A 20,578-nucleotide genomic window follows, 5' to 3' on the forward strand; every position below is an offset into this window, starting at 1 on the left:
AGCCGGAATCCTACCTTTTTACACAAGTTCACACGGGTGATTTGGTTGGCGAATACCCAAGAATGAGGAGACCTTTTAACGCGCCGGTCTATTCCTATTTGCTGAGATAAGGTTCGATGAGTGAGAGGTCTGCTGCAGACAGGCGGTCTGAGGCGGTGCGGGCCTGATGCCAATAAGGATAGATCAATGGCGGCTGGCTTACCTTGTCGAGGCTGGCGCGCTCTTCGGCTGTTAGTACAAGATCGGCAGCTTTGAGATTGTCTGCAAGCTGCGCGTCCGTCCTTGCGCCGACTATGAGGGACGTTACGCCGTTACGTCCAAGAAGCCATGCGAGCGCCACTTGCGCCGCCGAAACCCCATGCGTTTCAGCAATGCCAACGAGCACCTCAATAATATCATAGAGGCGTTCTTCGTCGCGGATTGGTGGCTCGCCCCAATTGGCCAGCTGGCGCGTCCCTTCCGGTGTGGGTTTGCCACGCTGATACTTGCCTGAAAGCAGTCCTCCCGCGAGAGGGCTCCAGACGAGGACGCCTAATTGCTGGTCAATTGTGGCAGGGATCAGCTCATATTCCGCATCGCGCGATTCGAGACTGTAGTGAATTTGCTGGCTGACAGGAGCAATGAATTTTTCCAATGCGGCAATGCCCATCGCCTTCATCAGATGCCAAGCAGAAAAGTTGGAAACGCCGACGTAACGGACCTTGCCTGAGCGAACAAGTGTATCAAGTGCTTCGAGGGTTTCGTCCAGCGGCGTAAGACCATCCCACTGATGAAGCTGGTAGAGATCGATGTGATCTGTACCCAGACGCTTCAGGCTCACTTCAGCCGCACGGATAAGATGATAGCGCGAAAGACCCGCATCGTTGATTTCCTCGCCCATGCGGAAACGTGCTTTGGTCGCGACGAGAACCCTGTCGCGTTTGCCTTTCAAGGCCTGCCCGAGAATTTCCTCCGAGGCACCGTTGGAATAGATGTCTGCCGTGTCGAACAGATTGATCCCGGCATCCAGCGCCATATCGACTTGCCGCTTTGCGCCTTCAAGATCAGTGTCGCCGGTCTTGGCGAAATTGCCTTTCCCGCCAAATGTCATGGTTCCGAGGCTGAACGCGGATACTTTAAGGCCGGAACGGCCAAGCTGACGATACTCCATTGATCGGCTCCTGATACTATATCTGAAAACGGGATTGTGCCGGCGAATGCGGCGAGGGTGTTATATTCCATATAGCCGATCAAGGGACTTTTGTCGCCCCGTTGTCATACAAGATTCAGCGATTTGGGATCAGCCGTAAACACCGAGTGTCGTGCGCGTGAATTGCCACTCGACTTCCGGACGATTGGCAGCATTGACGGAAAGCGTAATCTGCCGGGTTTTCACGGGACCCCGAAAACCGGCGAAGAAGAGCGAGTCTTCCACGAAGGGCTGTATGGTGGACGAGAACATCCAAATATCGTCATTATCGGCTTGCAGGACGATGAGGCCGTGATCATCCACACTGACATTGACGGAAGGATGCAGGTGGAAGCGGATGACGATTTCTTCCGCTCCGGTGTGGCGCAGAGGATTGCGGCCAGCCGCAAAGAAGCTGTCAATGCCTTCGATCACACTGCCATTGTGTGACAGGACAATCTGACGTTCATGGTAAATACCGAATGGGCGGACATAGCCATTATGATTGGCAACAAAGCCGATTATTCCCGGTTTTTCGATACGCTCGACATTGACCTTGCTGGGGCCAGCAATGATGGGCGTGCCGATCATTGTCGACAGGCTGGATGTATTGCTGAAACGGCAAGACGATGTATCGTTGATTGTTGCTGTTGAATGGGCTGCGGTGGAGCGGGCCAGCGGACGAAACTCGGCAGGTCCGTAACGGTCAACACCTGCATTGACGATGTAACGGCTGCGCCCGGAGGACATTTCAAAGGACAGGCAGCCAGCATGGGCGTCACGTGATGCCGTAACGGGCGGCGCAAGGCCCGTATCTGCGATGATGGTTGTTGAATCCATGGAGAGGCGTTCGTAACCGGAATGGGCGGCGTGTATGAGCGGCAAGCCGCCAATATCGTCGTGCCGTAACACGGCAATCACCCGTTCCGGCATGGTTGCACCAACGCCATTAAAAAGCGCAAGGTTGCCATCGTGATGACGGAAGAACCGCAGCGCAGGCAGCATGCGCTCGATCGCCTCTATAAGCGCCTTGGGCGGCGCTTCCTGACCGCTGGCATAGGTCTGGCGCAGGGGCAGCAGATCGGCCAGTAATTCCAGGATCGCCAGCGGATTGCGTGAGATATGTCCGCCATCCGGCAATATCTGCCGGACAAGCTCCAACTCGAGATTGCGCCGCGCCGAGCGGCTGGTGCTTGAAGAAACAGGCAGCGCCAGCGCGGCAAGAGCCAGCGCAATGCGCGCGCGCAGTTTTTCTTCGCCATCATCCATGACGGTGGCCATGGTCCGCAGGTAACGAACCTGCATGGCAAGCGAGCGCATGAACTGGCGATAGGTACGAAGCTCTGCACCAGCGAGGATAAGATTAGAGTGCTGCAACCATGCGATGATACGCTGAGCCGTCACTTCCGGTGCCCAGGCGGGGCCGCTGATCGAGCGGCCTTGGGTGGTAATCCAGTCGCCCAGCAGGGCACGTGCATTGGCAGTGGCAAGTTCCGTGTTTGCCGCGCGCAGGTTGCGCAGCCAGCCGAAATTATGAAGGGCGGCTTGCCAGGCAGCATTGGGTGGTTCAACGAGGAAAGGTGAACGTCCGCCGGTCTCGACCACCCGACCCGCCAAGGCGAATCGACCATGATAAAATTCTTCGGCAAGCTGCGGATCGGCAGGGCGTAAGTCCTGTGGGGCTATGAGCACGCGCTCCGGCGTAAAGCCGGTAAACCGCCAGCGATAGAGCGGGCCCATACGCACACGTCTGCGGAAACGGCGCCAAAGCTGCGCTGTTGCAAGTCCCCATAGTTGCGGTGTTTCGCTCAACGCGACCATATTATTATTGCTTCAAATTGCCGACAGTCAGCGATTATGCAGCCTGAACAGTTAAAATTTTAGTATTTTCGGCGGAAACGCGCTGCAAAGAAGCCGTCCATACCGGAAAGAGCCGGATTTTCGTGAGACAAGTCTGCTGGCGTCGAGCGGACGAACCCTTCCTGTGTGATCAGTTCGGCAAGGCCGCCGACCTCATCTTTCGTTACGGGCACGAGTTCAATGGCGGGGTTCTTTGCAAGAAGATCGCGGGAAACGTTTTCACCTTCCAAAGGATCAAGTGAGCAATTGGAAAACACGACAATTCCGCCCGGACGAACAATGGTCACCGCATGGTCGAGCAGTCTCGCCTGAAGATTGGCAAGCTTGCGGACATCTTCAGGTGTTTTCGTCCAAGGCACGTCGGGATGCCTGCGCACGGTTCCTGTCGAGGAACAGGGAGCATCAAGCAGCACGGCGTCGAAGGGTTCTGCGGGATTATAGGCGGACAGATTGGCTTCAACGGTTTCAGCTATCAAGCCCAAACGTTCAAGATTGCCGCGCAGACGCTTCAGTCGGTTGGCAGAAAGATCGAGGGCTGTAACTTTCGCTCCAGCATGGGCCAATTGCGCTGTCTTGCCGCCGGGAGCGGCGCACAGATCAGCAACCCTTTGACCTTTAATGTCGCCAAAAAGCTTGGCCGGAAGGCTGGCAGCGGTATCCTGCACCCACCATTCACCCTCAGTAAAGCCGGGAAGTTCGGTCAGCGAACCTTCTACCGTGCCAAGCCGTACGGAACCTGTTGGCAGGGCAATGCCGCCCAGCTTTTCCGCCCACTCAGCCGGGTCGCCTTTAACCGTCAGGTCGATAGGCGGCTCTTTCGCCTGAATGTCGAGAATGGCTTTCGCCTTGTCTTTGCCATAGGCAGAAATCAACGTTTGCTCAAACCACTCCGGCACATTGCTGGCACCAGCCTTGAACGTGTCTTTCTCGCGGGAGAGGCGGCGAAGCACAGCATTGACCATTGAGGCAAAGCGGCGATTGCGCGGGTCATTATTGGCAGCCGTCACAGCAAGATCGACAGCCGCGCGATCTGGAACATCCAGATAAAGGATTTGTGCAGCTGCGACATGAAGGAGGTGCTTCAGGGCAACGGCATTTTCCGGCAGTGGCCGGTCGATCATCTGGCCGATGGCTGTTTCAATCGTGCCGCGATTACGCAAGGCAGCGCCGAGGATGGCGCGCACAAGCGAGCGGTCGCGATCTTCCAGCTCTATATATTGCGGATGGCCATTATTATTATCGGTCAGCCCATCAAGCGATGTATGTTTTTCGATAACCGCTCCAAGGAGCCGCGTTGCGCATTGCCGTGCCGCAAGACCCGGGCGGTCTTCTGCGTCGATATAATCTTTAGGCTTTTTACCGAATGGGCGTTTCGTACCGTGCTCCACACTCATGCCCATGGCCCTTTACGCCCACCGCCATTGCGGCCCCAGGGTGAAGGGCGGTCGTCCTGAATTTCTTCCTCCGCTGGTGCTTGAACCGGACGGCCCTGCTGCGGTGCTGGTTGAGCCTGACGAAATTCCTGCACCATGGCCTCCAGTGCTGCTATGCGATTTTCAGTGGCTGGATGCGTCGAGAACAGATTGTCCGCGCCACGACCACTCAAGGGGTTGATGATGAACAAGGGCGCAGAGGCAGGATTGCGCTCGGCATCCTCATTGACGATCTGTTTTGCGCCGCGCGCAATCTTGTTCAGTGCGGAAGCGAGCCAGAGCGGGTTGCCGCAAATCTGCGCGCCGCGCCGGTCAGCCGCATACTCGCGGGTCCGGCTGATAGCCATCTGAACGATCATTGCCGCAAAAGGCGCAACGATCATGGCAACAATAATGCCGATGAAGCCGATGGGATTATTGTTCTGACGACTGCCGCCAAAGAACATGGCAAAATTGCCAAGCATGGAAATGGCGCCGGCGAGCGTGGCAGTGATGGTCATGATCAGCGTGTCGCGATGTTCGACGTGGGCAAGCTCATGTGCCATGACCGCGGCGACCTCCTGCGGGGTCAGAGCTTGCAAGAGGCCGGTGCTGGCTGCGACAGCAGCGTTTTCCGGATTGCGCCCGGTTGCGAAGGCATTGGGTTGCGCATTCTGGATCAGGTAGACTTTGGGCATGGGCAGATTGGCATTGGCCGCGAGATCGCGCACGATGCCGTAATACTCGGGCGCATTCGCTTCATTGACCTCGACGGCATGATGCATTTTCAGCACCATTTTGTCTGAATTCCAGTAACTGAAAAGGTTCATGCCCGCTGCGACGACAAAAGCAATCATCATGCCGCTGGTTCCACCGATGAGAAACCCGACGCCCATGAAGAGGGCTGTCATGAAGGCGAGCAGCATTCCCGTGCGCATTACGTTCATGGAAGAAGTCTCTCTATATTAGCCAAGTTTGTTCCTTTAGTGCGTTTATTCCGCTATATGATGGGGTTTCGCATCGCAAGCTTCAATGATCAGTATATTCGGAATGAGTATAACATGACCCCATCCAATTCCGGTGAACAGTCATCGACACAGCCGCAGGCCGACAATGATGATCAGCGCCCGCGCCCAAGTTTTGACCAGCTGCCGCCCGCGGCGCAACGGGCATTAAAAGAAGCTGAAGCACGACATGCGGCGGAAAAAGCCGCCGCCGATCAGCCCCGCGAGATCGGTGGACGGGGTGGCAAGGACCCTGCACGTTTCGGGGACTGGGAGATCAAAGGCCGTACAATCGACTTTTAACGTATGATCTCGATCCCGAGCTTCTCTCGCCTTAGCCAACGACTAAGCAACAACAGTGATGCGGCGGCCAAACCACTCAACAGGCCGATCCAGATTCCGACGCCCTGCATATCCAGCCAGAAAGCAAGCACCACGGAGAGGGGCAGACCAACGCCCCAATAGGCGATGGCCGCATAGACCATCGGAATGGTCGTATCATGCAGTCCGCGCAGCATGCCGCTGGCAACTGCCTGAGCACCATCGAAAATCTGGAACAGGGCAGCCAGAGCCAAAAACGATATGGCCAAACCAATGACTTCGGCGTTGGCCGGATTATGGATATCGATGAAGGCGCGGATGAGTTGCAAAGGTGCAAGTATCATCAGCAAGGCGGTAAGTGCCATGAAGCCTGTGCCTGCTGTGAAGGCGACCCAGCCGGCCCGTTTTATCCCGTCAGAATCCTGCGCGCCATAGGCGCGTCCGACACGCACAGTGGCGGCTTGCCCAAAGCCAAGCGGAACCATGAAGCTGATGGATGCGATCTGTATGGCGATGGCATGAGCAGCAAGTGAACTTGGTCCGATAATACCCATGAGGAATGCTGCTGCATTGAAGATGGTGACTTCAAAGCTCAGGATCGCGGCGATTGGCAGACCCAGCCGCATCAATTGTCCATAGCGCGGCCAGTCGGCGCGCCAGAAGCGGCCAAAAAGGCGATAGCGCCGGAACCGGCGGTCAAGCGCTATGACCACCACCAGACCCAAAAACAGCAGGGCCGAAGAGAGTGTGGTGGCTATTCCTGAGCCGACAATACCCATCTTCGGAAATCCGAAGTTGCCGAAAATCAAGGCATAGTTTGCCAGCCCGTTAAAGCCGACCGCCAGAAAGGCGATGGCCAGTGCCCAGCCGGGACGCTCCAAGGCGGCCATGAACGAGCGTAGTACAATATAGAAATAGAAGGGCAGCACGGCCCATTGCATGGCGTGCACATAAGTGCCGGCTTCCCGCGCCAGATCCGCATCCTGTCCCATTGCCAGAAGAATGGGGGTTGCGTTCCACAAGACAATCCAGATCGGTATGGAAATGGTCACACCGATCCATAACCCCTGGCGCACAGTGCGGCGGACTTCGCGTACAGTGAAGCGGTTACGCCCCAGTTCGCGTGCAATCATCGGCGTCGTTGCCGTCATCAGGCCCAGACCGAAGATCATCGGAACATAATAGAGGTTTGTGCCAAGCGCACCCGCTGCCAGTGCGTGAGAACCCAGCCAGCCAAGCATCATCACATCGGTAGCGGTCATCGCAACCTGTGCCACATTGGTCAGGATGATAGGCCAGCTCAAAGTGAGCATCGCCACGATTTCATCACGCCATGCGCGCTGCGACACGGCATTTTGAGCTATAACCACCGACATTGTTCAGTCTTTCAGAGGGGTGCCTTTTTAAAAGGCAAAATGCACCGTTTTGAGGCAAATCAGGTGGTATCATTATTCCGAGAAGGAAGCAAAACACTTCCAATGCAATTGCGGGTTGGTGTCGCCTGACAGGAGAAGGCCCACGTCAACAAACCTGTGCTATAAGCATCGCCTGCAACAGACCCAAAAGGAAAGGGCCACCCTTTAAGGATGGCCCGCAATTCCGTCTGGCCTAAGGCCCTATACCCGGTCGCGACCGGGCTGCTGTTTCAACGGAGAGATGATCTCCGCAGAGTAGCATCAGACGCCTTGTGGCACATATCGAAATCACTAGACATCGGATCACCTCCTTTACGTTCGTTGAACACATGAAGAGAATGGGGTGGTCTTCGGCAAATTTCAAGAGATAAATCAGTCTTGCGCGCCGGACTGCCTGCAAATGGGCTTGGCGAGCTTTTCTTTGCAGGAAAACTGTTGGACAGTTCCGGGAAACCTGCTTAGAGCAAATCAAGTTTCGTATTTATGCAAGCACTGATCCCAGTGCCTGGAGGCAAGAAATGGCAGCTGAGCACCGGGCAGCGCGAATTATCCGCACCGTGATTGACTTGATCGAGCCGCAATTTTCGGTCGAATTGTGGGATGGCACCCGTATAGGCGATATTACTGATGGGCCTGTGCTGGTCATCAATGACCCGATGACTGTTCGCCAACTGGCACTTAAGCCAAATATTGGTTCCATTGTCGAGCTGTGGGTGTCCGGCCAGATCGACGTCAAGAATGGCACGCTGTTCGATCTTGTGGAGCGCGGGCCAAAGGGCAAGCTGAAACAGAAGATCAAGGCGCTGCCGAAATGGCAATTGCTGAAGGACATTCCCGCGCTGCTTTTGATTGGCGGCAAGAGTGGATCATCGGGCCTTGGTGGCAAAAACCCCTATGTGAGTGGCTCGAACAAAGAGGCAATTACACATCACTATGATGTGTCGAACGCGTTCTACCAGCTCTTTCTCGACGATCGCATGGTTTACACCTGCGCCTATTTCACCGACTGGAACAATACGATCGATCAGGCACAGGCCGACAAGTTGGAGCTGATTTGCCGAAAGCTGCGCTTGGAGCCCGGCGAAAGGCTGCTGGATATCGGCTGCGGCTGGGGCGCGATGCTTATCTATGCTGCCAAACATTATGGTGTCACCGGCACAGGCGTTTCCCTGTCGGAAGCGCAGACAGCACTGGCGCGTGAACGCATAAAGGCGGAAGGCCTTGAGGACAAGATTGCCATCCACGTCAAATCCTATGAGGAGTTGGCTAAAGACCCGCAGATGCGCTTCGACAAAATATCTTCCATCGGCATGTTTGAAGCGGTCGGCATCGCGCATTACGACACGTATTATTCGAGCGTGCACAAGCTGCTGAAACCCGGCGGGCTTTATCTGCATCACGCAATTACCCGCCGCATGAAGCGCAACAAAAAGGCCTTCGGCCGCAAGAGCGCTGAGCATCTGGCGCTGGTGAAGTATATTTTCCCGGGTGGTGAGCTTGATCATCTGGGCATGACGGTTGAGAACCTCGAAGGCCATGGCTTTGAGGTGCATGATGCGGAAAATCTGCGCGAACATTACGGCAAGACTTGCCGCATCTGGGCTGATCGGCTGCATGCCCGCTTTGATGAAGCAATTGCCGAAGTCGGCGCGCCAAAAGCAAGGCTCTGGCTGCTTTACCTGACCGGCTGCGCATTGGCTTTCGAACGCGGCACCGTGCAGATCAACCAGACATTGGCATCCAGACGCAAGCGCGGGATATCGGCTGTGCCGCAGACGCGAGCCGATTTGTATAGGTAGAAGGTAGCCTTATTGTGCGTGGCTCGCCCTTCGACCGGGCCGGTTCAGAGGATTGAACAGCTAATTTAGCCGCAGATCGCACAATGCGTGGTTCGACGGGGCTCACCATGAGGAAAGGTATTGTATTGCAAGATTTACTTGCAACATCTCAAAACTATTTCCCTGCCAAACACCGCCTCCCTCATGGTGAGCCCCGTCGAACCACGCATTGAGGTCACCGCTAGCTGGCCCAGAGCGAGCCACACCATGATGTTGCTAGAGAGGAAAGCTTAGCCCTTCTTGTTCTGGCGATTGGCAATCAGATCATCGACAACCGCTGGATCAGCGAGTGTCGATGTATCGCCAAGTGAACCAAAATCATCTTCCGCGATCTTGCGCAGAATACGGCGCATGATCTTGCCGGAACGTGTTTTGGGCAGACCCGGTGCAAACTGGATCTTGTCCGGCGAAGCGATAGGGCCGATTTCCTTGCGCACATGAGTGACAAGTTCCTTGCGCAATGCATCGGAACCCTCGAGGCCAGCCATAAGGGTGACATAGCAGTAGATGCCCTGGCCCTTCAGATCGTGCGGATAACCAACGACAGCGGCTTCCGAAACAGTGTCGTGCGAAACCAGTGCCGACTCAACCTCTGCCGTGCCCATGCGGTGGCCGGATACGTTGAGAACATCATCCACACGACCAGTAATCCAGTAATAGCCATCCTTGTCGCGGCGGCAGCCGTCGCCGGTAAAATACTTGCCCTTATAGGTGGAGAAGTATGTCTCGATAAAACGCTTGTGGTCGCCATAGACCGTGCGCATCTGGCCGGGCCAAGAGTCGGTGATGCAAAGATTACCGTCTGCCGCTCCCTCAATGACACCACCCTCATTATCGACGAGCTGTGGTTGTACGCCGAAGAAAGGACGTGTTGCGGAGCCGGGTTTCAAAGCAGTCGCACCGGGGAGTGGCGTGATCAGAATGCCGCCGGTTTCTGTCTGCCACCAGGTATCGACGATGGGCGAGCGCTTGTCGCCGACGACCTGATAATACCATTCCCATGCTTCCGGGTTGATCGGCTCGCCGACGGAGCCCAGAATGCGCAGGGATTTGCGCGAGGTCTTCTTGACCGGCGCGTCGCCCGCGCCCATCAAAGCACGCAGCGCAGTGGGTGCTGTGTAGAAGATGTTGACCTTGTGCTTGTCGATGACTTCCCAGAAGCGCGATACGGAAGGGTAGTTTGGAACACCTTCGAACATGAGGGTGGTCGCGCCATTGGCGAGCGGACCGTAGACGATATAGGAATGGCCCGTAACCCAGCCCACATCGGCGGTGCACCAGTAAATATCGCCCTCGTGGTAATCAAAGACATATTCATGCGTCATGGACGCATAGACGAGATAGCCGCCTGTGGTGTGGAGAACGCCTTTCGGCTTGCCCGTCGAGCCCGACGTATAAAGAATGAAAAGCGGATCTTCCGCCTTCATCTTTTCCGGCTTGCAGTCGCCCTTAACCGACGCGATTTCTTCATGATACCAAAGATCGCGGCTGGTTGCCCAAGTGGTCTTGCCACCGGTGCGGCGGACGACCAGGACGTTCCTGACCATGACGTGGTGCTTGGCGGCTATGTCGATCGCTTTGTCCGTATTGTCCTTGAGCGGGATAGGCTTGCCGCCGCGCATACCCTCATCGGCGGTAATCACAAAAGTCGATTCACAATCGATGATGCGTCCGGCCAGAGCGTCAGGCGAAAAGCCGCCAAAGACCACGGAATGAACAGCGCCGATACGGGCACAGGCCAGCATCGCATAGGATGCTTCAGGGATCATCGGCATGTAGATGGTTACGCGGTCTCCCTTCTTGACGCCATGCTTTTTCATCACATTGGCAAGGCGGCAGACCTGATCGTAAAGTTCGTTATAGGTGATCTTTTTGTCGAGATAGGGATTGTCGCCTTCCCAGATGATCGCAACCTGATCGCCACGCTTTTTCAGGTGGCGGTCAATGCAATTATAGGCAACATTGGTAACGCCATCCTCAAACCATTTGATGGAAACCTTACCGGTGAATGAGGTGTTCTTTACCTTGGTGTAGGGCTTGAACCAGTCGATACGCTTGCCGTGCTTGCCCCAGAATTTCTCCGGATCCTTGACGCTCTGCTTGTACCAGCTGAGATAGGTATCATTGTCGATAAGCGCGTTCTTCTTCGCGCTGGCCAGCACGGGATATACCTTCTCGGACATTCATTTCCTCCAAACTGATCTTGCGGGCCTCCACCCGGAATCCTTCCCGGAGGAAGGTATTTGATTTTATTATCACCATGCAAATCGCTGCGTAAATACAGCAAATGATATCTGGCAAAGGCGTTCCGTCGCAGATATGCGACAATGGGCCATGTTTGTGTGAGCATAGCTACTTTGCCGGCAAGGGACGCCCACCGAAGATTGCCGAGCCGACGCGCACGGAAGTCGCGCCAAAACCTATGGCAACTTCATAATCGCCGGACATTCCCATGGAGAGCTTTTCCACCTGTGCCTCTCCCGCGATCTTGCGCAGCAGAGCAAAATGGGGCCCGGGATTTTCATCAGCAGGAGGAATACACATCAAGCCTTCAATCGCAAGGCCGTGCACATCACGGCACCGCTGCACAAAAGCGACAGCCTCTTTAGGTTCGATACCGGCTTTTTGCGGTTCAGAGCCGGTATTGACCTGAACATAGAGTTTTGGGAAGCGGTTCTGCTTTTTCATTTCGGCCGCGAGTGCGGCTGCGATCTTCTCGCGGTCGACGGTCTCGATCACATCGAACAGTGCAACAGCATCCTCACATTTGTTGGATTGCAGCGGTCCGATGAGGTGCAGTTCAAGGTCGGGGAATTCGGCGCGAAGCGCTGGCCATTTGCCTTGTGCTTCCTGAACGCGGTTTTCGCCAAATATGCGTTGTCCGGCCTCCAATACGGGGCGGATTTCATCGGCGTCGAACGTCTTGGAAACTGCGACCAGCACAACCGAATCCAGTTTGCGCCCGGCCTCGATAGACGCTTTGCCAATTGCAGCGCGCACGGAGAAAAGTTGATCTACAGCAGTCGACATGGCAGGTTTTGTTCCTATTTATACGGTTCGAGCCGGTTTTCGCCCGCCCGAAAGTCTCAAGTGGTTGACGGTTCACCCAATACGTGGTGAAGGTCCGGCCAACTAGGGTGTGCGAGATTCACGCCATGGTGGCCTGCAAATGGCATTTTTCTTTGCTTCCGGTACTCATGAACCAAAGTTCACTCCGTTCCGGTTCTCGAAAACGACCATTTTCGGCTCACCCTGACCTGAACTTCGATGCACCCTAATCCAGTATCCTTTGCAAGAGAATTCCGTTCATGGCAACCGAACGTTACAACCCCCGTGTGGCAGAAAAACATTGGCAGAAAGTTTGGGACGATGCCAAGCTTTTTGAAACCAGCAATGATGATCCGCGCGATCCCTATTATGTGCTCGAAATGTTCCCCTATCCGTCGGGGCGTATCCACATGGGCCATGTGCGCAACTATGCCATGGGCGATGTTGTGGCGCGCTATAAGCGAGCCAAAGGGTTCAATGTTCTGCACCCGATGGGCTGGGATGCCTTTGGTATGCCTGCGGAAAATGCGGCCATGCAGAACAAGGTTCATCCGAAAACCTGGACCTATCAGAACATCGATTCGATGCGCACACAGCTCAAGTCCATGGGTCTGTCGCTCGACTGGTCGCGCGAGTTCGCAACATGCGATGTCGAATATTATCACCGTCAGCAGATGCTGTTTCTCGATTTCGTCGAGAAGGGGCTGGTGACGCGCAAATCCTCCAAGGTCAATTGGGACCCGGAGGATATGACCGTTCTTGCCAATGAGCAGGTCATTGACGGGCGCGGCTGGCGTTCCGGTGCTCTGGTTGAGCAACGTGAACTGACGCAATGGTTTTTCAAGATCACCGATTTCAACGAAGAACTGCTGAGCGCGCTGGATGGGTTGGACCAGTGGCCGGACAAGGTGCGCCTGATGCAGCGCAACTGGATCGGCAAATCTGAAGGAATGCTGATCCGCTGGGCGCTGGATGAGAAATCCGCCACGTCTGAGGCAAACGAGATCGAAGTTTATACGACCCGCCCCGATACGCTTTTCGGTGCCTCGTTTATCGCTATTGCTGCGGATCATCCGCTGGCAAAGAAAGCTGCCGAGCACAATGCTGCGCTGGCGGAATTCAACGAGGAATGCCGGCGTGCTGGAACCTCCGTTGCTGCTCTGGAAACGGCTGAGAAGAAGGGTTTCGATACGGGTCTGCGTGTCGTCCACCCGCTGGATGCGAGCTGGACTTTGCCTGTCTATGTCGCCAACTTTGTCTTGATGGACTATGGCACAGGCGCAATTTTCGGCTGCCCTTCCGGCGATCAACGCGATCTGGATTTTGCCAATAAATATGGCTTGCCGGTTGTGCCGGTTGTTATGCCGAAGGACGCGAATGCCGCGACCTTCCAGGTAACAGAGACAGCCTATGTCGATGATGGCGTGATGATCAATTCACGCTTTCTCGATGGATTGACGCCTGCCGAAGCGTTCGATGAGGTGGCAAAGAAGCTGGAAAATCAGACAATCGGCAATCGCCCGCAAGGCGAACGCAAGGTCAATTTCCGTCTGCGCGACTGGGGTATTTCACGCCAGCGTTATTGGGGTTGCCCGATTCCAATGATTCACTGCGACGATTGCGGTGTGGTGCCGGTGCCCAAGGCCGATTTGCCGGTGAAGCTGCCGGACGATGTGGAATTTGACCGTCCCGGCAATCCGCTGGACCGTCATGCGACCTGGCGTCACGTCGACTGCCCGAATTGCGGCAAGGCTGCGCGGCGCGAAACCGACACGATGGATACATTCGTTGACTCGTCGTGGTATTTCGCGCGCTTTACGGCGCCATGGGAAAACGAGCCGACCAATCCTAAAATCGCCAATCATTGGTTGCCGGTCGATCAGTATATTGGTGGCATTGAACATGCCATCCTGCATCTGCTCTATTCGCGCTTCTTTACGCGGGCGATGAAAGTGGCCGGTCATCTGGATATCAGCGAGCCTTTCAAAGGCCTGTTTACCCAAGGCATGGTCGTGCACGAGACCTATAACGGCAAGGATGGATGGGTCACTCCGGCAGAGGTGCGGCTGGAAGAAACCGACGGGAAGCGCCGTGCGGTTTTGATCGCAACTGGCGAGGAGGTCGAAATCGGCTCGATCGAGAAGATGTCGAAGTCGAAAAAGAATGTCGTCGATCCGGACGATATTATTGCTTCCTATGGTGCCGATACTGCCCGCTGGTTCATGCTGTCCGATTCGCCACCCGAACGCGATGTGATCTGGACTGAAGCGGGCGCGGAAGGTGCGCACCGCTTTGTGCAGCGTGTATGGCGTCTGATATCCGAAGCGGCAGAGGGCCTGCGCGGTGTGGTGCCAGTCGCGGCGACAGATGGCGATGCTTTGCAGATTTCCAAGGCGGCACATCGTACGGTCAAGCTGGTCGGCGAAGATCTGGAGAAGTTGGGCTTCAACAAGGCCGTGGCGCGTCTCTATGAACTGGTGAACCTGTTGGCCGGACCCTTGCAGAAGATTGCGACAGGCAAGGCAGATGCAGCCTTGACCGGTGCTTGCCGGCAGGCCACGGAAATGTTGCTTTCGATGATTGCGCCGATGATGCCGCATTTGGCTGAAGAATGCTGGAAAACGCTGGGTGGGCAAGATTTGATTGCGCACCGCTCATGGCCGCAGTTCGATCCGGCATTGATTGTCGAGAACGATGTTACAATGCCTGTGCAGATCAACGGAAAGAAGCGCGGGGATTTGACAATTGCCCGCGATGCGGATCAATTGACGGTCGAAAAGGCCGTGCTTGCGCTTGATTTTGTGCAGGCAGCGTTGAATGGCAATTCGCCGAAGAAAGTCATCATTGTACCGCAGAGGATCATCAATGTCGTTGTCTGATCGTTGGATGCAGGGCTTTGGCTCCAAGCGTTTGTTGTCCTTATGCGTTGTAGGGCTGGCGTTGGTTGCAAGCGGTTGCCAAGTGCGGCCGCTTTATTCGGATGCCGCGCCTGCTGTCGGCACCAGCGTTGGTGTCAATGGCAGCCTGCGCTCCAAGCTGGCGAGTGTTTCCATCAACCAGCCTGGCGACCGCGTTACGCAGGAAGTGCGTAACCATATGATCTTCCTTTTTGCGGGAGGCGCGGGCCAGCCAGCAAGCCCTGCATATTCACTGCGGCTCGGTGTGAGCTCGAAGAATCTGTCTCTGGCGCTTATCCAGAATGCAACCAACGATAAATCAGGTCAGCCGACAGCAGGTTTGATCCGTATGACCGGCACTTACGTCCTGACGCGAACTTCGGACGGGCAGGTCGTCGGCAAGGGAACACGGATTGTGACGTCGAACTATGATTCGCCGAGACAGCGTTTTGCGGCCACTCGGGCAGCGCGCGACGCGAATAATCGTGCCGCGCGTGAACTTGCCGAGGCGTTGAACCTGAGTGTCGCGCAGGACCTTTCCAAGTTCTGATGGATGATCACGACGGGGGCAATTTGTGCGCCTGACTTCACTCTTTGCGACGGGTTATCGGTCGCTTCGCTCGATACGTCTCGATATAGGCCAGCTTGCGCTGTTCGTTGGTGAGAACGGCGTTGGCAAATCTAACCTCTATCGCTCAATGCAGCTAATAAAGTCGGCTGCTGAGGGATCGCTCTCTTACGAGATTGCGCGCGAAGGTGGCATGCAGTCAGCCCTGTGGAGTGGAAAACGCAAAGCCGGTCCGGTTCGGATGGGCTTCCATGCGTGTTTTGAAGCCGATGACACGGCCATACGTGCCGATTACAGGGTAGAGCTGGGCTTGCGCCCGCCAGCGGCTGCAGGTTTTGCCTTCGAGCCTCAGATCAAGGAAGAGGGACTTTCTATCAACAGCGGTCGTCCGGTGGATATGATGGAGCGCAAGGGACCGGCTGTTTCAGTTCGAGACGATGCAGGAAGGCGTACGCAATATCCGCTCAAGCTTCTCAATTCCGAGACTGCCTTGGCTATCCTTGGAACTTCAGGCCGGTATCCTGAAGTAGGTGACCTGCGAGCTACGGTAATGGGCTGGCGCTTTTATCATGGTTTTCGAACAGACAGGGAATCACCGATCCGTCAGCCGTCATTGGCTATCACCGCACCGATGCTTGACGAGGACGGACGTAATCTGGCGGCAGTCTTTGCAACATTGGCGCATATTCGCGAAGATAAGGCTGATCTTGACCGCTGTATTGCCGATGCACTTGGCGGTGCCATTCTGGATGTACCCTTACCGGGCGAAACGGCTACATTCGGATTGCGCTTGCCGGAGTTTCCGCAACGTATTTTCCGTCCGGAAGAACTATCCGACGGGCAAATAAGGTTTCTTGCGCTGGCTGGAGCCCTTATGTCCTATCGCCTTCCAGGTTTGATTGCATTGAATGAGCCAGAAACCAGTCTGCATCCCTCAATGCTTCCAGCATTGGCCGAAATGATCGCGCAGGCCGCCGCACGCACGCAAGTGTGGATCGTAACCCATTCACAGATACTTGCTGAGGAAATCACCGCCCGGACAGGCGTGCGTTCAATGACAGTGATCCGCAAAGACGGTGCAACAGCAATAGAGGGACTGGGCCTTACTGGCCAGTTCGATGATTGAGAGGCAATGTAAACGAGACGAAAACGCCCGCCTTGATCAATCAAGGCGGGCGTTTTTTCAATTGAGTTATCAGATCGAATCAAGCGATGGATTGGCCTGTCTTTGCCCAATCGGCAAGGAATGTCTCAAGGCCCTTATCTGTCAGCGGGTGCTTGACCAGCGCCTTCAAAGTGGCAGGCGGGGCAGTGACAACATCAGCGCCGATCAAAGCTGCGCTCTTGACATGGTTGACCGTGCGGACTGACGCAGCAAGAATTTCGGTTGGAAAATCGTAATTGTCATAGATGGTGCGGATTTCAGAGATCAGCTCCATACCGTCAACGCCGATATCATCAATACGGCCGATGAAGGGTGAGATGAAGCTTGCACCGGCTTTGGCGGCAAGAAGCGCCTGATTGGCGGAGAAGCACAAGGTGACATTGACGAGATGACCGTCGGAGCGAAGCGCCTTGCAGGCACGCAATCCGTCAAGGGTCAGCGGAACCTTGATGCAGATATTGTCAGCAATCTTGGCAAGAACCGCGGCTTCCTTCATCATCTGCTCGTATTCCACGGCAGCGACTTCTGCTGAAACCGGGCCCTTGACGATGCTGCAGATTTCCTTGGTGACTTCGAGAATGCTGCGGCCGGATTTGAGAATGAGCGAAGGGTTCGTCGTAACGCCATCGACCAGTCCAAGGTCGTTAAGCTCGCGGATTTCCTTAACATCGGCAGTATCGACAAAGAACTTCATTGGGGCATTCCTTCCTAATATGACAGCTGGTCTGGAACAGGAGATGGGATATATCTCCGGAAAGTGGCTTTTCTTTAGACCAAAGCCGCGTCAAGGTCACGCACATATGAGTGAAGATTCGTCTACCCCGCAAAAAATCGTTCCGGTGCTCGTGCCTATGCCGGCAGAGCGGCCCTATAGCTATGCCGTGCCGGAGGGAATGGATGTAAAATCGGGCTCCATTGTGCGGGTGCCATTGGGACCGCGTGAGGTCGCGGGCATTGTCACAAGCGATGTTACCGAGGATATTTCTGCCAAGAAATTGCGCCCAATCTCGGAACTGTTTGATTGTCCGCCTGTCGATGACGGCATGATGCGCTTTATGCGATGGGCTGCCGATTATACAATCTCGCCGCCCGGCATGGTGGCGCGCATGGTGCTGCGCGTTCCGGCGGCTTTCGACCCGGAGCCGCATGTGCCGGGCTTGCGCTTTTCGGGTAAAGAGCCGGAGCGGATGACGGGGGCACGTGCCCGTGTTCTTGAGCTTGCTGACGATGGCATGGCCTGGACGCGCACGGGCCTTGCCCACGCTGCCGGTGTGTCCGCTACAGTGATCGATGGTCTTCATACTGCGGGTGTGTTTGAGCAGGTGATGATCCCGCCGCGCCCGATTGTCGCTGCACCAGACGTCAACTATGCGAAAGCAGTTCTTTCCAGTGATCAAGCCGAAGCTGCGGGCAAGCTGGTGGAAGCTGTATCGAATGAAGATTTTTCGGTTACTCTGCTTGATGGTGTAACCGGCTCGGGCAAGACAGAGGTTTATTTCGAAGCGCTTGCAAAGGCAATCGAGCAGGGCAAACAGGTGCTGATCCTTTTGCCGGAAATCGCACTGACCCAGCAGTTTCTTGACCGTTTTCATGATCGCTTCGGTACCAAGCCTGCAGAGTGGCATTCCGACCTGGCGCCCAAAATGCGTGAGCGTGTCTGGCGGCAGGTGATGGAGGGTCAGGTCCGGGTTGTGGCTGGCGCGCGGTCAGCCCTGTTTCTGCCATTCAATGATCTTGGATTGATCATCGTCGATGAAGAACATGACGCTGCCTACAAGCAGGAAGACAGGGTATTTTACAATGCCCGTGACATGGCCGTTGTGCGAGGGCATATCGGCAATTTTCCGGTGATCCTTGCCTCGGCAACACCATCGATTGAAAGCCAGGTCAATGCGATACAGGGCAAATATACCCGCATCCGCCTGACAGGTCGTTATGCCGAAGCTGCCATGCCCAATCTTCGCGCCATCGACATGCGCAAATCGCCGCCGCGTCCGGGCGGGTTTCTGTCACCTGCGCTGGTGGAAGCGGTTAACCAGACTTTGCAGCGCAAGGAACAATCGCTGCTCTTCCTCAATAGGCGCGGTTACGCTCCTTTGACCCTTTGCAAAGTTTGCGGCCACCGTTTCCAATGTCCGTGTTGCTCCAGCTGGCTTGTCGAACACAGGTTTCGCGGCCAGCTTGTCTGTCACCAATGCGGACATCATGAGCCCAAGCCGGACGCATGTCCTTCCTGCGGGACGCTCGACCATCTTGTCGCCTGTGGGCCTGGTGTCGAGCGCATTGCTGAAGAAGCTGAAAAGACCTTCCCTGATGCGCGAATTATCGTGCTGTCGTCAGATTTGATGGGTGTCAAAAGGTTGCGGCTTGAGCTTGATGCGATTGCGCGCGGCGAGGCCGATATTGTGATCGGGACGCAGCTTGTCGCCAAAGGGCACAATTTCCCCAATATGACGCTGGTCGGCGTGGTCGACGCGGATCTAGGCCTCGCTAATGGCGATCCGCGCGCTGCGGAGCGAACGTTCCAATTGCTCAATCAGGTAACGGGCCGGGCCGGGCGAACCGGCAAGAAAAGTACGGGCTTGTTGCAAACCTATCAGCCTGACCATCCGGTGATGCGGGCTATTGTTTCGGGCGATGCACAGGCATTTTATGATCGGGAGATAGAAGAGCGGGAACGCTCTGGCCTTCCTCCGTTTGGCAGACTTGGTGCATTGATTATCTCCGCTGCCACAAGGCCAGAAGCAGAGGGGCATGCGCGAGCCTTGCGCCGTGCTGCGCCTGTATCGCAACAGATTAGTGTTCTGGGTCCGGCAGAAGCGCCGCTGGCGCTGGTGCGCGGACGCCATCGTTTCCGGTTGCTTATCCACGGCACACGCAAGGCGGATATTCAGGGCTTTATTCGCGCCATGCTCAGCGCCGGGCCAAAAGAAAGAGGGTCGATTAGGGTGCAGGTTGATATTGATCCGCAGAGCTTTCTATAAAACCCGCCATGGTGGGCTGCAAATGGCGCTTTTCTGTACGCCGGTGCTCATGTACCCAAATGTACATTCGCTCCGGGGTTCGAAAATCACCATTTTCGCCGCTCCATGACAAGTTTTAGTGCGGTGCTATAGAAGGTGCTGCTAGAGCATCGGACCGAAAAGTGGAATTCCGGTTTTCGGATAATCCGATGCTAAAACAAAAGGATAGATCACCCTCTTGCGTCCGTGAGGACGTCAGGCGATCTATTAAGCGGGCGAATTGTGTGTTTAAGGAAGGGGCAAGAAATGGAACTTTACTGGCCGGCAAGTCAGGGGGAATGGATGGCCTGGTTATCGGCTGCCATCACGGTGGTATTCGGCTGCATCCTGTTTTTTGCTCCGCGCATTGCCTTGAAGATTCTGCGGCTCCAGACAGTTCCTGCTCATCCGGAGGCTCTTTCAGCGGTTCGCGGACCTCTGGCCGGCTTCTATCTGGGACTTGGCCTTTCCGCTTTGATCTTTTCACAGCCCTTCCTGTGGATCGCTCTTGGCGTCTCCTGGGGGATTACGCTTTTCGGCCGCCTGATCTCGATGATGTCAGACCGTGGCAACACGATTTACAACTGGGTAATGGTTATTATTGAACTAGCCCTTGCCGCTGGACCGCTGCTGTTTGCTTTCGGCTTTATCGCATAGTCTAAAAGGCGTTAGTGGAATAGCCGACTCATAATTATCCAGAGTTGCGGCAATTCTGATAGGTATTTTACCGGATTCCCGTGTTGCGAGTCCGGTATTCCTATGCTAGACGGCAATCAAATCTCGTCAGAGATGGCCTCCGGGTCATGTTCTGAAGTTAAAAAAATCAATAATGCCAAAGATTTGACCCGAAATCCCTTCAGGTCGTCCGATTTTTGGCCAA

The 20,578-nt window shown here is 55.4% G+C and carries 15 protein-coding genes; 7 read left to right on the plus strand and 8 right to left on the minus strand.

From position 1 onward, the window contains the following. Positions 1-94 precede the first annotated feature (94 nt). The 4 genes from ACYJL1_RS03185 to htpX form a co-directional block, all read right to left on the minus strand. A complete protein-coding gene (locus ACYJL1_RS03185) occupies positions 95-1,150 on the minus strand; it encodes an aldo/keto reductase (RefSeq protein ID WP_460896997.1) in 1,056 nt (351 codons plus the stop codon). A gap of 129 nt (positions 1,151-1,279) precedes the next feature. Beyond that, on the minus strand, positions 1,280-2,989 hold the full coding sequence (locus ACYJL1_RS03190; RefSeq protein ID WP_460896998.1) for a heparinase II/III family protein: 1,710 nt from the start codon (positions 2,987-2,989) through the stop codon (positions 1,280-1,282). A gap of 59 nt (positions 2,990-3,048) precedes the next feature. Then, a complete protein-coding gene (locus ACYJL1_RS03195; protein ID WP_460896999.1) occupies positions 3,049-4,422 on the minus strand; it encodes an RsmB/NOP family class I SAM-dependent RNA methyltransferase in 1,374 nt (457 codons plus the stop codon). Next, positions 4,419-5,387 (minus strand): zinc metalloprotease HtpX, encoded by a 969-nt coding sequence (gene htpX / locus ACYJL1_RS03200; protein WP_460897000.1) that lies wholly within the window; start codon positions 5,385-5,387, stop codon positions 4,419-4,421. Before htpX ends, ACYJL1_RS03195 begins: the two co-directional genes overlap by 4 nt. Positions 5,388-5,501: 114 nt before the next feature. On the opposite strand from htpX, the gene ACYJL1_RS03205 reads away from it, so the two are divergent. Further along, positions 5,502-5,747, plus strand: coding sequence for a DUF1674 domain-containing protein (locus ACYJL1_RS03205; protein ID WP_460897001.1), 246 nt, complete (start codon positions 5,502-5,504; stop codon positions 5,745-5,747). On the opposite strand, the gene ACYJL1_RS03210 is transcribed toward ACYJL1_RS03205, so the two are convergent. After that, complete coding sequence (locus ACYJL1_RS03210) at positions 5,744-7,141, minus strand: MATE family efflux transporter (protein ID WP_460897002.1); 1,398 nt, start codon at positions 7,139-7,141, stop codon at positions 5,744-5,746. The genes ACYJL1_RS03205 and ACYJL1_RS03210 overlap by 4 nt on opposite strands. Before the next feature lie 557 nt (positions 7,142-7,698). Between ACYJL1_RS03210 and ACYJL1_RS03215 the strand changes: the two genes are divergently transcribed. Then, entirely contained in the window at positions 7,699-8,979 is a 1,281-nt protein-coding gene (locus tag ACYJL1_RS03215) for a class I SAM-dependent methyltransferase (RefSeq protein ID WP_460897003.1), read from the plus strand. Between the two features lie 269 nt (positions 8,980-9,248). Here ACYJL1_RS03215 and acs read toward each other — a convergent pair whose 3' ends face one another. Together acs and ACYJL1_RS03225 are read right to left on the minus strand one after the other, a co-directional pair. Beyond that, positions 9,249-11,201: an acetate--CoA ligase gene (gene acs / locus ACYJL1_RS03220; protein WP_460897004.1), complete on the minus strand. Its 1,953-nt coding sequence runs from the start codon at positions 11,199-11,201 to the stop codon at positions 9,249-9,251. 169 nt (positions 11,202-11,370) lie between these two features. Next, positions 11,371-12,048 (minus strand): YggS family pyridoxal phosphate-dependent enzyme, encoded by a 678-nt coding sequence (locus tag ACYJL1_RS03225; protein ID WP_460897005.1) that lies wholly within the window; start codon positions 12,046-12,048, stop codon positions 11,371-11,373. A gap of 278 nt (positions 12,049-12,326) precedes the next feature. Here ACYJL1_RS03225 and leuS point away from each other — a divergent pair, with 278 nt between their 5' ends. The 3 genes from leuS to ACYJL1_RS03240 are packed head-to-tail and all read left to right on the plus strand — an operon-like array spanning position 12,327 to position 16,657. Continuing rightward, complete coding sequence (gene leuS, locus ACYJL1_RS03230; protein ID WP_460897006.1) at positions 12,327-14,945, plus strand: leucine--tRNA ligase; 2,619 nt, start codon at positions 12,327-12,329, stop codon at positions 14,943-14,945. Beyond that, positions 14,932-15,513 carry an LPS assembly lipoprotein LptE gene (locus tag ACYJL1_RS03235; RefSeq protein WP_460897007.1) on the plus strand — a complete coding sequence of 194 codons (582 nt, stop codon included), beginning with the start codon at positions 14,932-14,934 and terminating at the stop codon, positions 15,511-15,513. Before leuS ends, ACYJL1_RS03235 begins: the two co-directional genes overlap by 14 nt. Positions 15,514-15,538: 25 nt before the next feature. Beyond that, positions 15,539-16,657: an AAA family ATPase gene (locus ACYJL1_RS03240; protein WP_460897008.1), complete on the plus strand. Its 1,119-nt coding sequence runs from the start codon at positions 15,539-15,541 to the stop codon at positions 16,655-16,657. A gap of 79 nt (positions 16,658-16,736) precedes the next feature. On the opposite strand, the gene fsa is transcribed toward ACYJL1_RS03240, so the two are convergent. Then, on the minus strand, positions 16,737-17,390 hold the full coding sequence (gene fsa / locus ACYJL1_RS03245) for a fructose-6-phosphate aldolase (RefSeq protein ID WP_460897009.1): 654 nt from the start codon (positions 17,388-17,390) through the stop codon (positions 16,737-16,739). Between the two features lie 106 nt (positions 17,391-17,496). Between fsa and ACYJL1_RS03250 the strand changes: the two genes are divergently transcribed. After that, entirely contained in the window at positions 17,497-19,680 is a 2,184-nt protein-coding gene (locus ACYJL1_RS03250; RefSeq protein WP_460897010.1) for a primosomal protein N', read from the plus strand. A 285-nt stretch (positions 19,681-19,965) separates the two neighbouring features. Continuing rightward, positions 19,966-20,355 (plus strand): AGROH133_08824 family phage infection protein, encoded by a 390-nt coding sequence (locus tag ACYJL1_RS03255; protein ID WP_460897011.1) that lies wholly within the window; start codon positions 19,966-19,968, stop codon positions 20,353-20,355. The last annotated feature ends 223 nt before the right edge of the window (positions 20,356-20,578 follow it).

It is taken from the genome of Phyllobacterium sp. K27, assembly GCF_054796155.1.

Bases quoted from the DNA above. Each gene is read 5' to 3' on its own strand.
- ACYJL1_RS03225 (WP_460897005.1), bottom strand. From the start codon at position 12,048: ATGTCGACTGCTGTAGATCAACTTTTCTCCGTGCGCGCTGCAATTGGC.
- ACYJL1_RS03255 (WP_460897011.1), top strand. From the start codon at position 19,966: ATGGAACTTTACTGGCCGGCAAGTCAGGGGGAATGGATGGCCTGGTTA.
- ACYJL1_RS03205 (WP_460897001.1), top strand. From the start codon at position 5,502: ATGACCCCATCCAATTCCGGTGAACAGTCATCGACACAGCCGCAGGCC.
- ACYJL1_RS03210 (WP_460897002.1), bottom strand. From the start codon at position 7,141: ATGTCGGTGGTTATAGCTCAAAATGCCGTGTCGCAGCGCGCATGGCGT.
- htpX (WP_460897000.1), bottom strand. From the start codon at position 5,387: ATGAACGTAATGCGCACGGGAATGCTGCTCGCCTTCATGACAGCCCTC.
- ACYJL1_RS03190 (WP_460896998.1), bottom strand. From the start codon at position 2,989: ATGGTCGCGTTGAGCGAAACACCGCAACTATGGGGACTTGCAACAGCG.
- leuS (WP_460897006.1), top strand. From the start codon at position 12,327: ATGGCAACCGAACGTTACAACCCCCGTGTGGCAGAAAAACATTGGCAG.
- ACYJL1_RS03235 (WP_460897007.1), top strand. From the start codon at position 14,932: ATGTCGTTGTCTGATCGTTGGATGCAGGGCTTTGGCTCCAAGCGTTTG.
- ACYJL1_RS03195 (WP_460896999.1), bottom strand. From the start codon at position 4,422: ATGAGTGTGGAGCACGGTACGAAACGCCCATTCGGTAAAAAGCCTAAA.
- ACYJL1_RS03215 (WP_460897003.1), top strand. From the start codon at position 7,699: ATGGCAGCTGAGCACCGGGCAGCGCGAATTATCCGCACCGTGATTGAC.
- acs (WP_460897004.1), bottom strand. From the start codon at position 11,201: ATGTCCGAGAAGGTATATCCCGTGCTGGCCAGCGCGAAGAAGAACGCG.
- ACYJL1_RS03250 (WP_460897010.1), top strand. From the start codon at position 17,497: ATGAGTGAAGATTCGTCTACCCCGCAAAAAATCGTTCCGGTGCTCGTG.
- fsa (WP_460897009.1), bottom strand. From the start codon at position 17,390: ATGAAGTTCTTTGTCGATACTGCCGATGTTAAGGAAATCCGCGAGCTT.
- ACYJL1_RS03185 (WP_460896997.1), bottom strand. From the start codon at position 1,150: ATGGAGTATCGTCAGCTTGGCCGTTCCGGCCTTAAAGTATCCGCGTTC.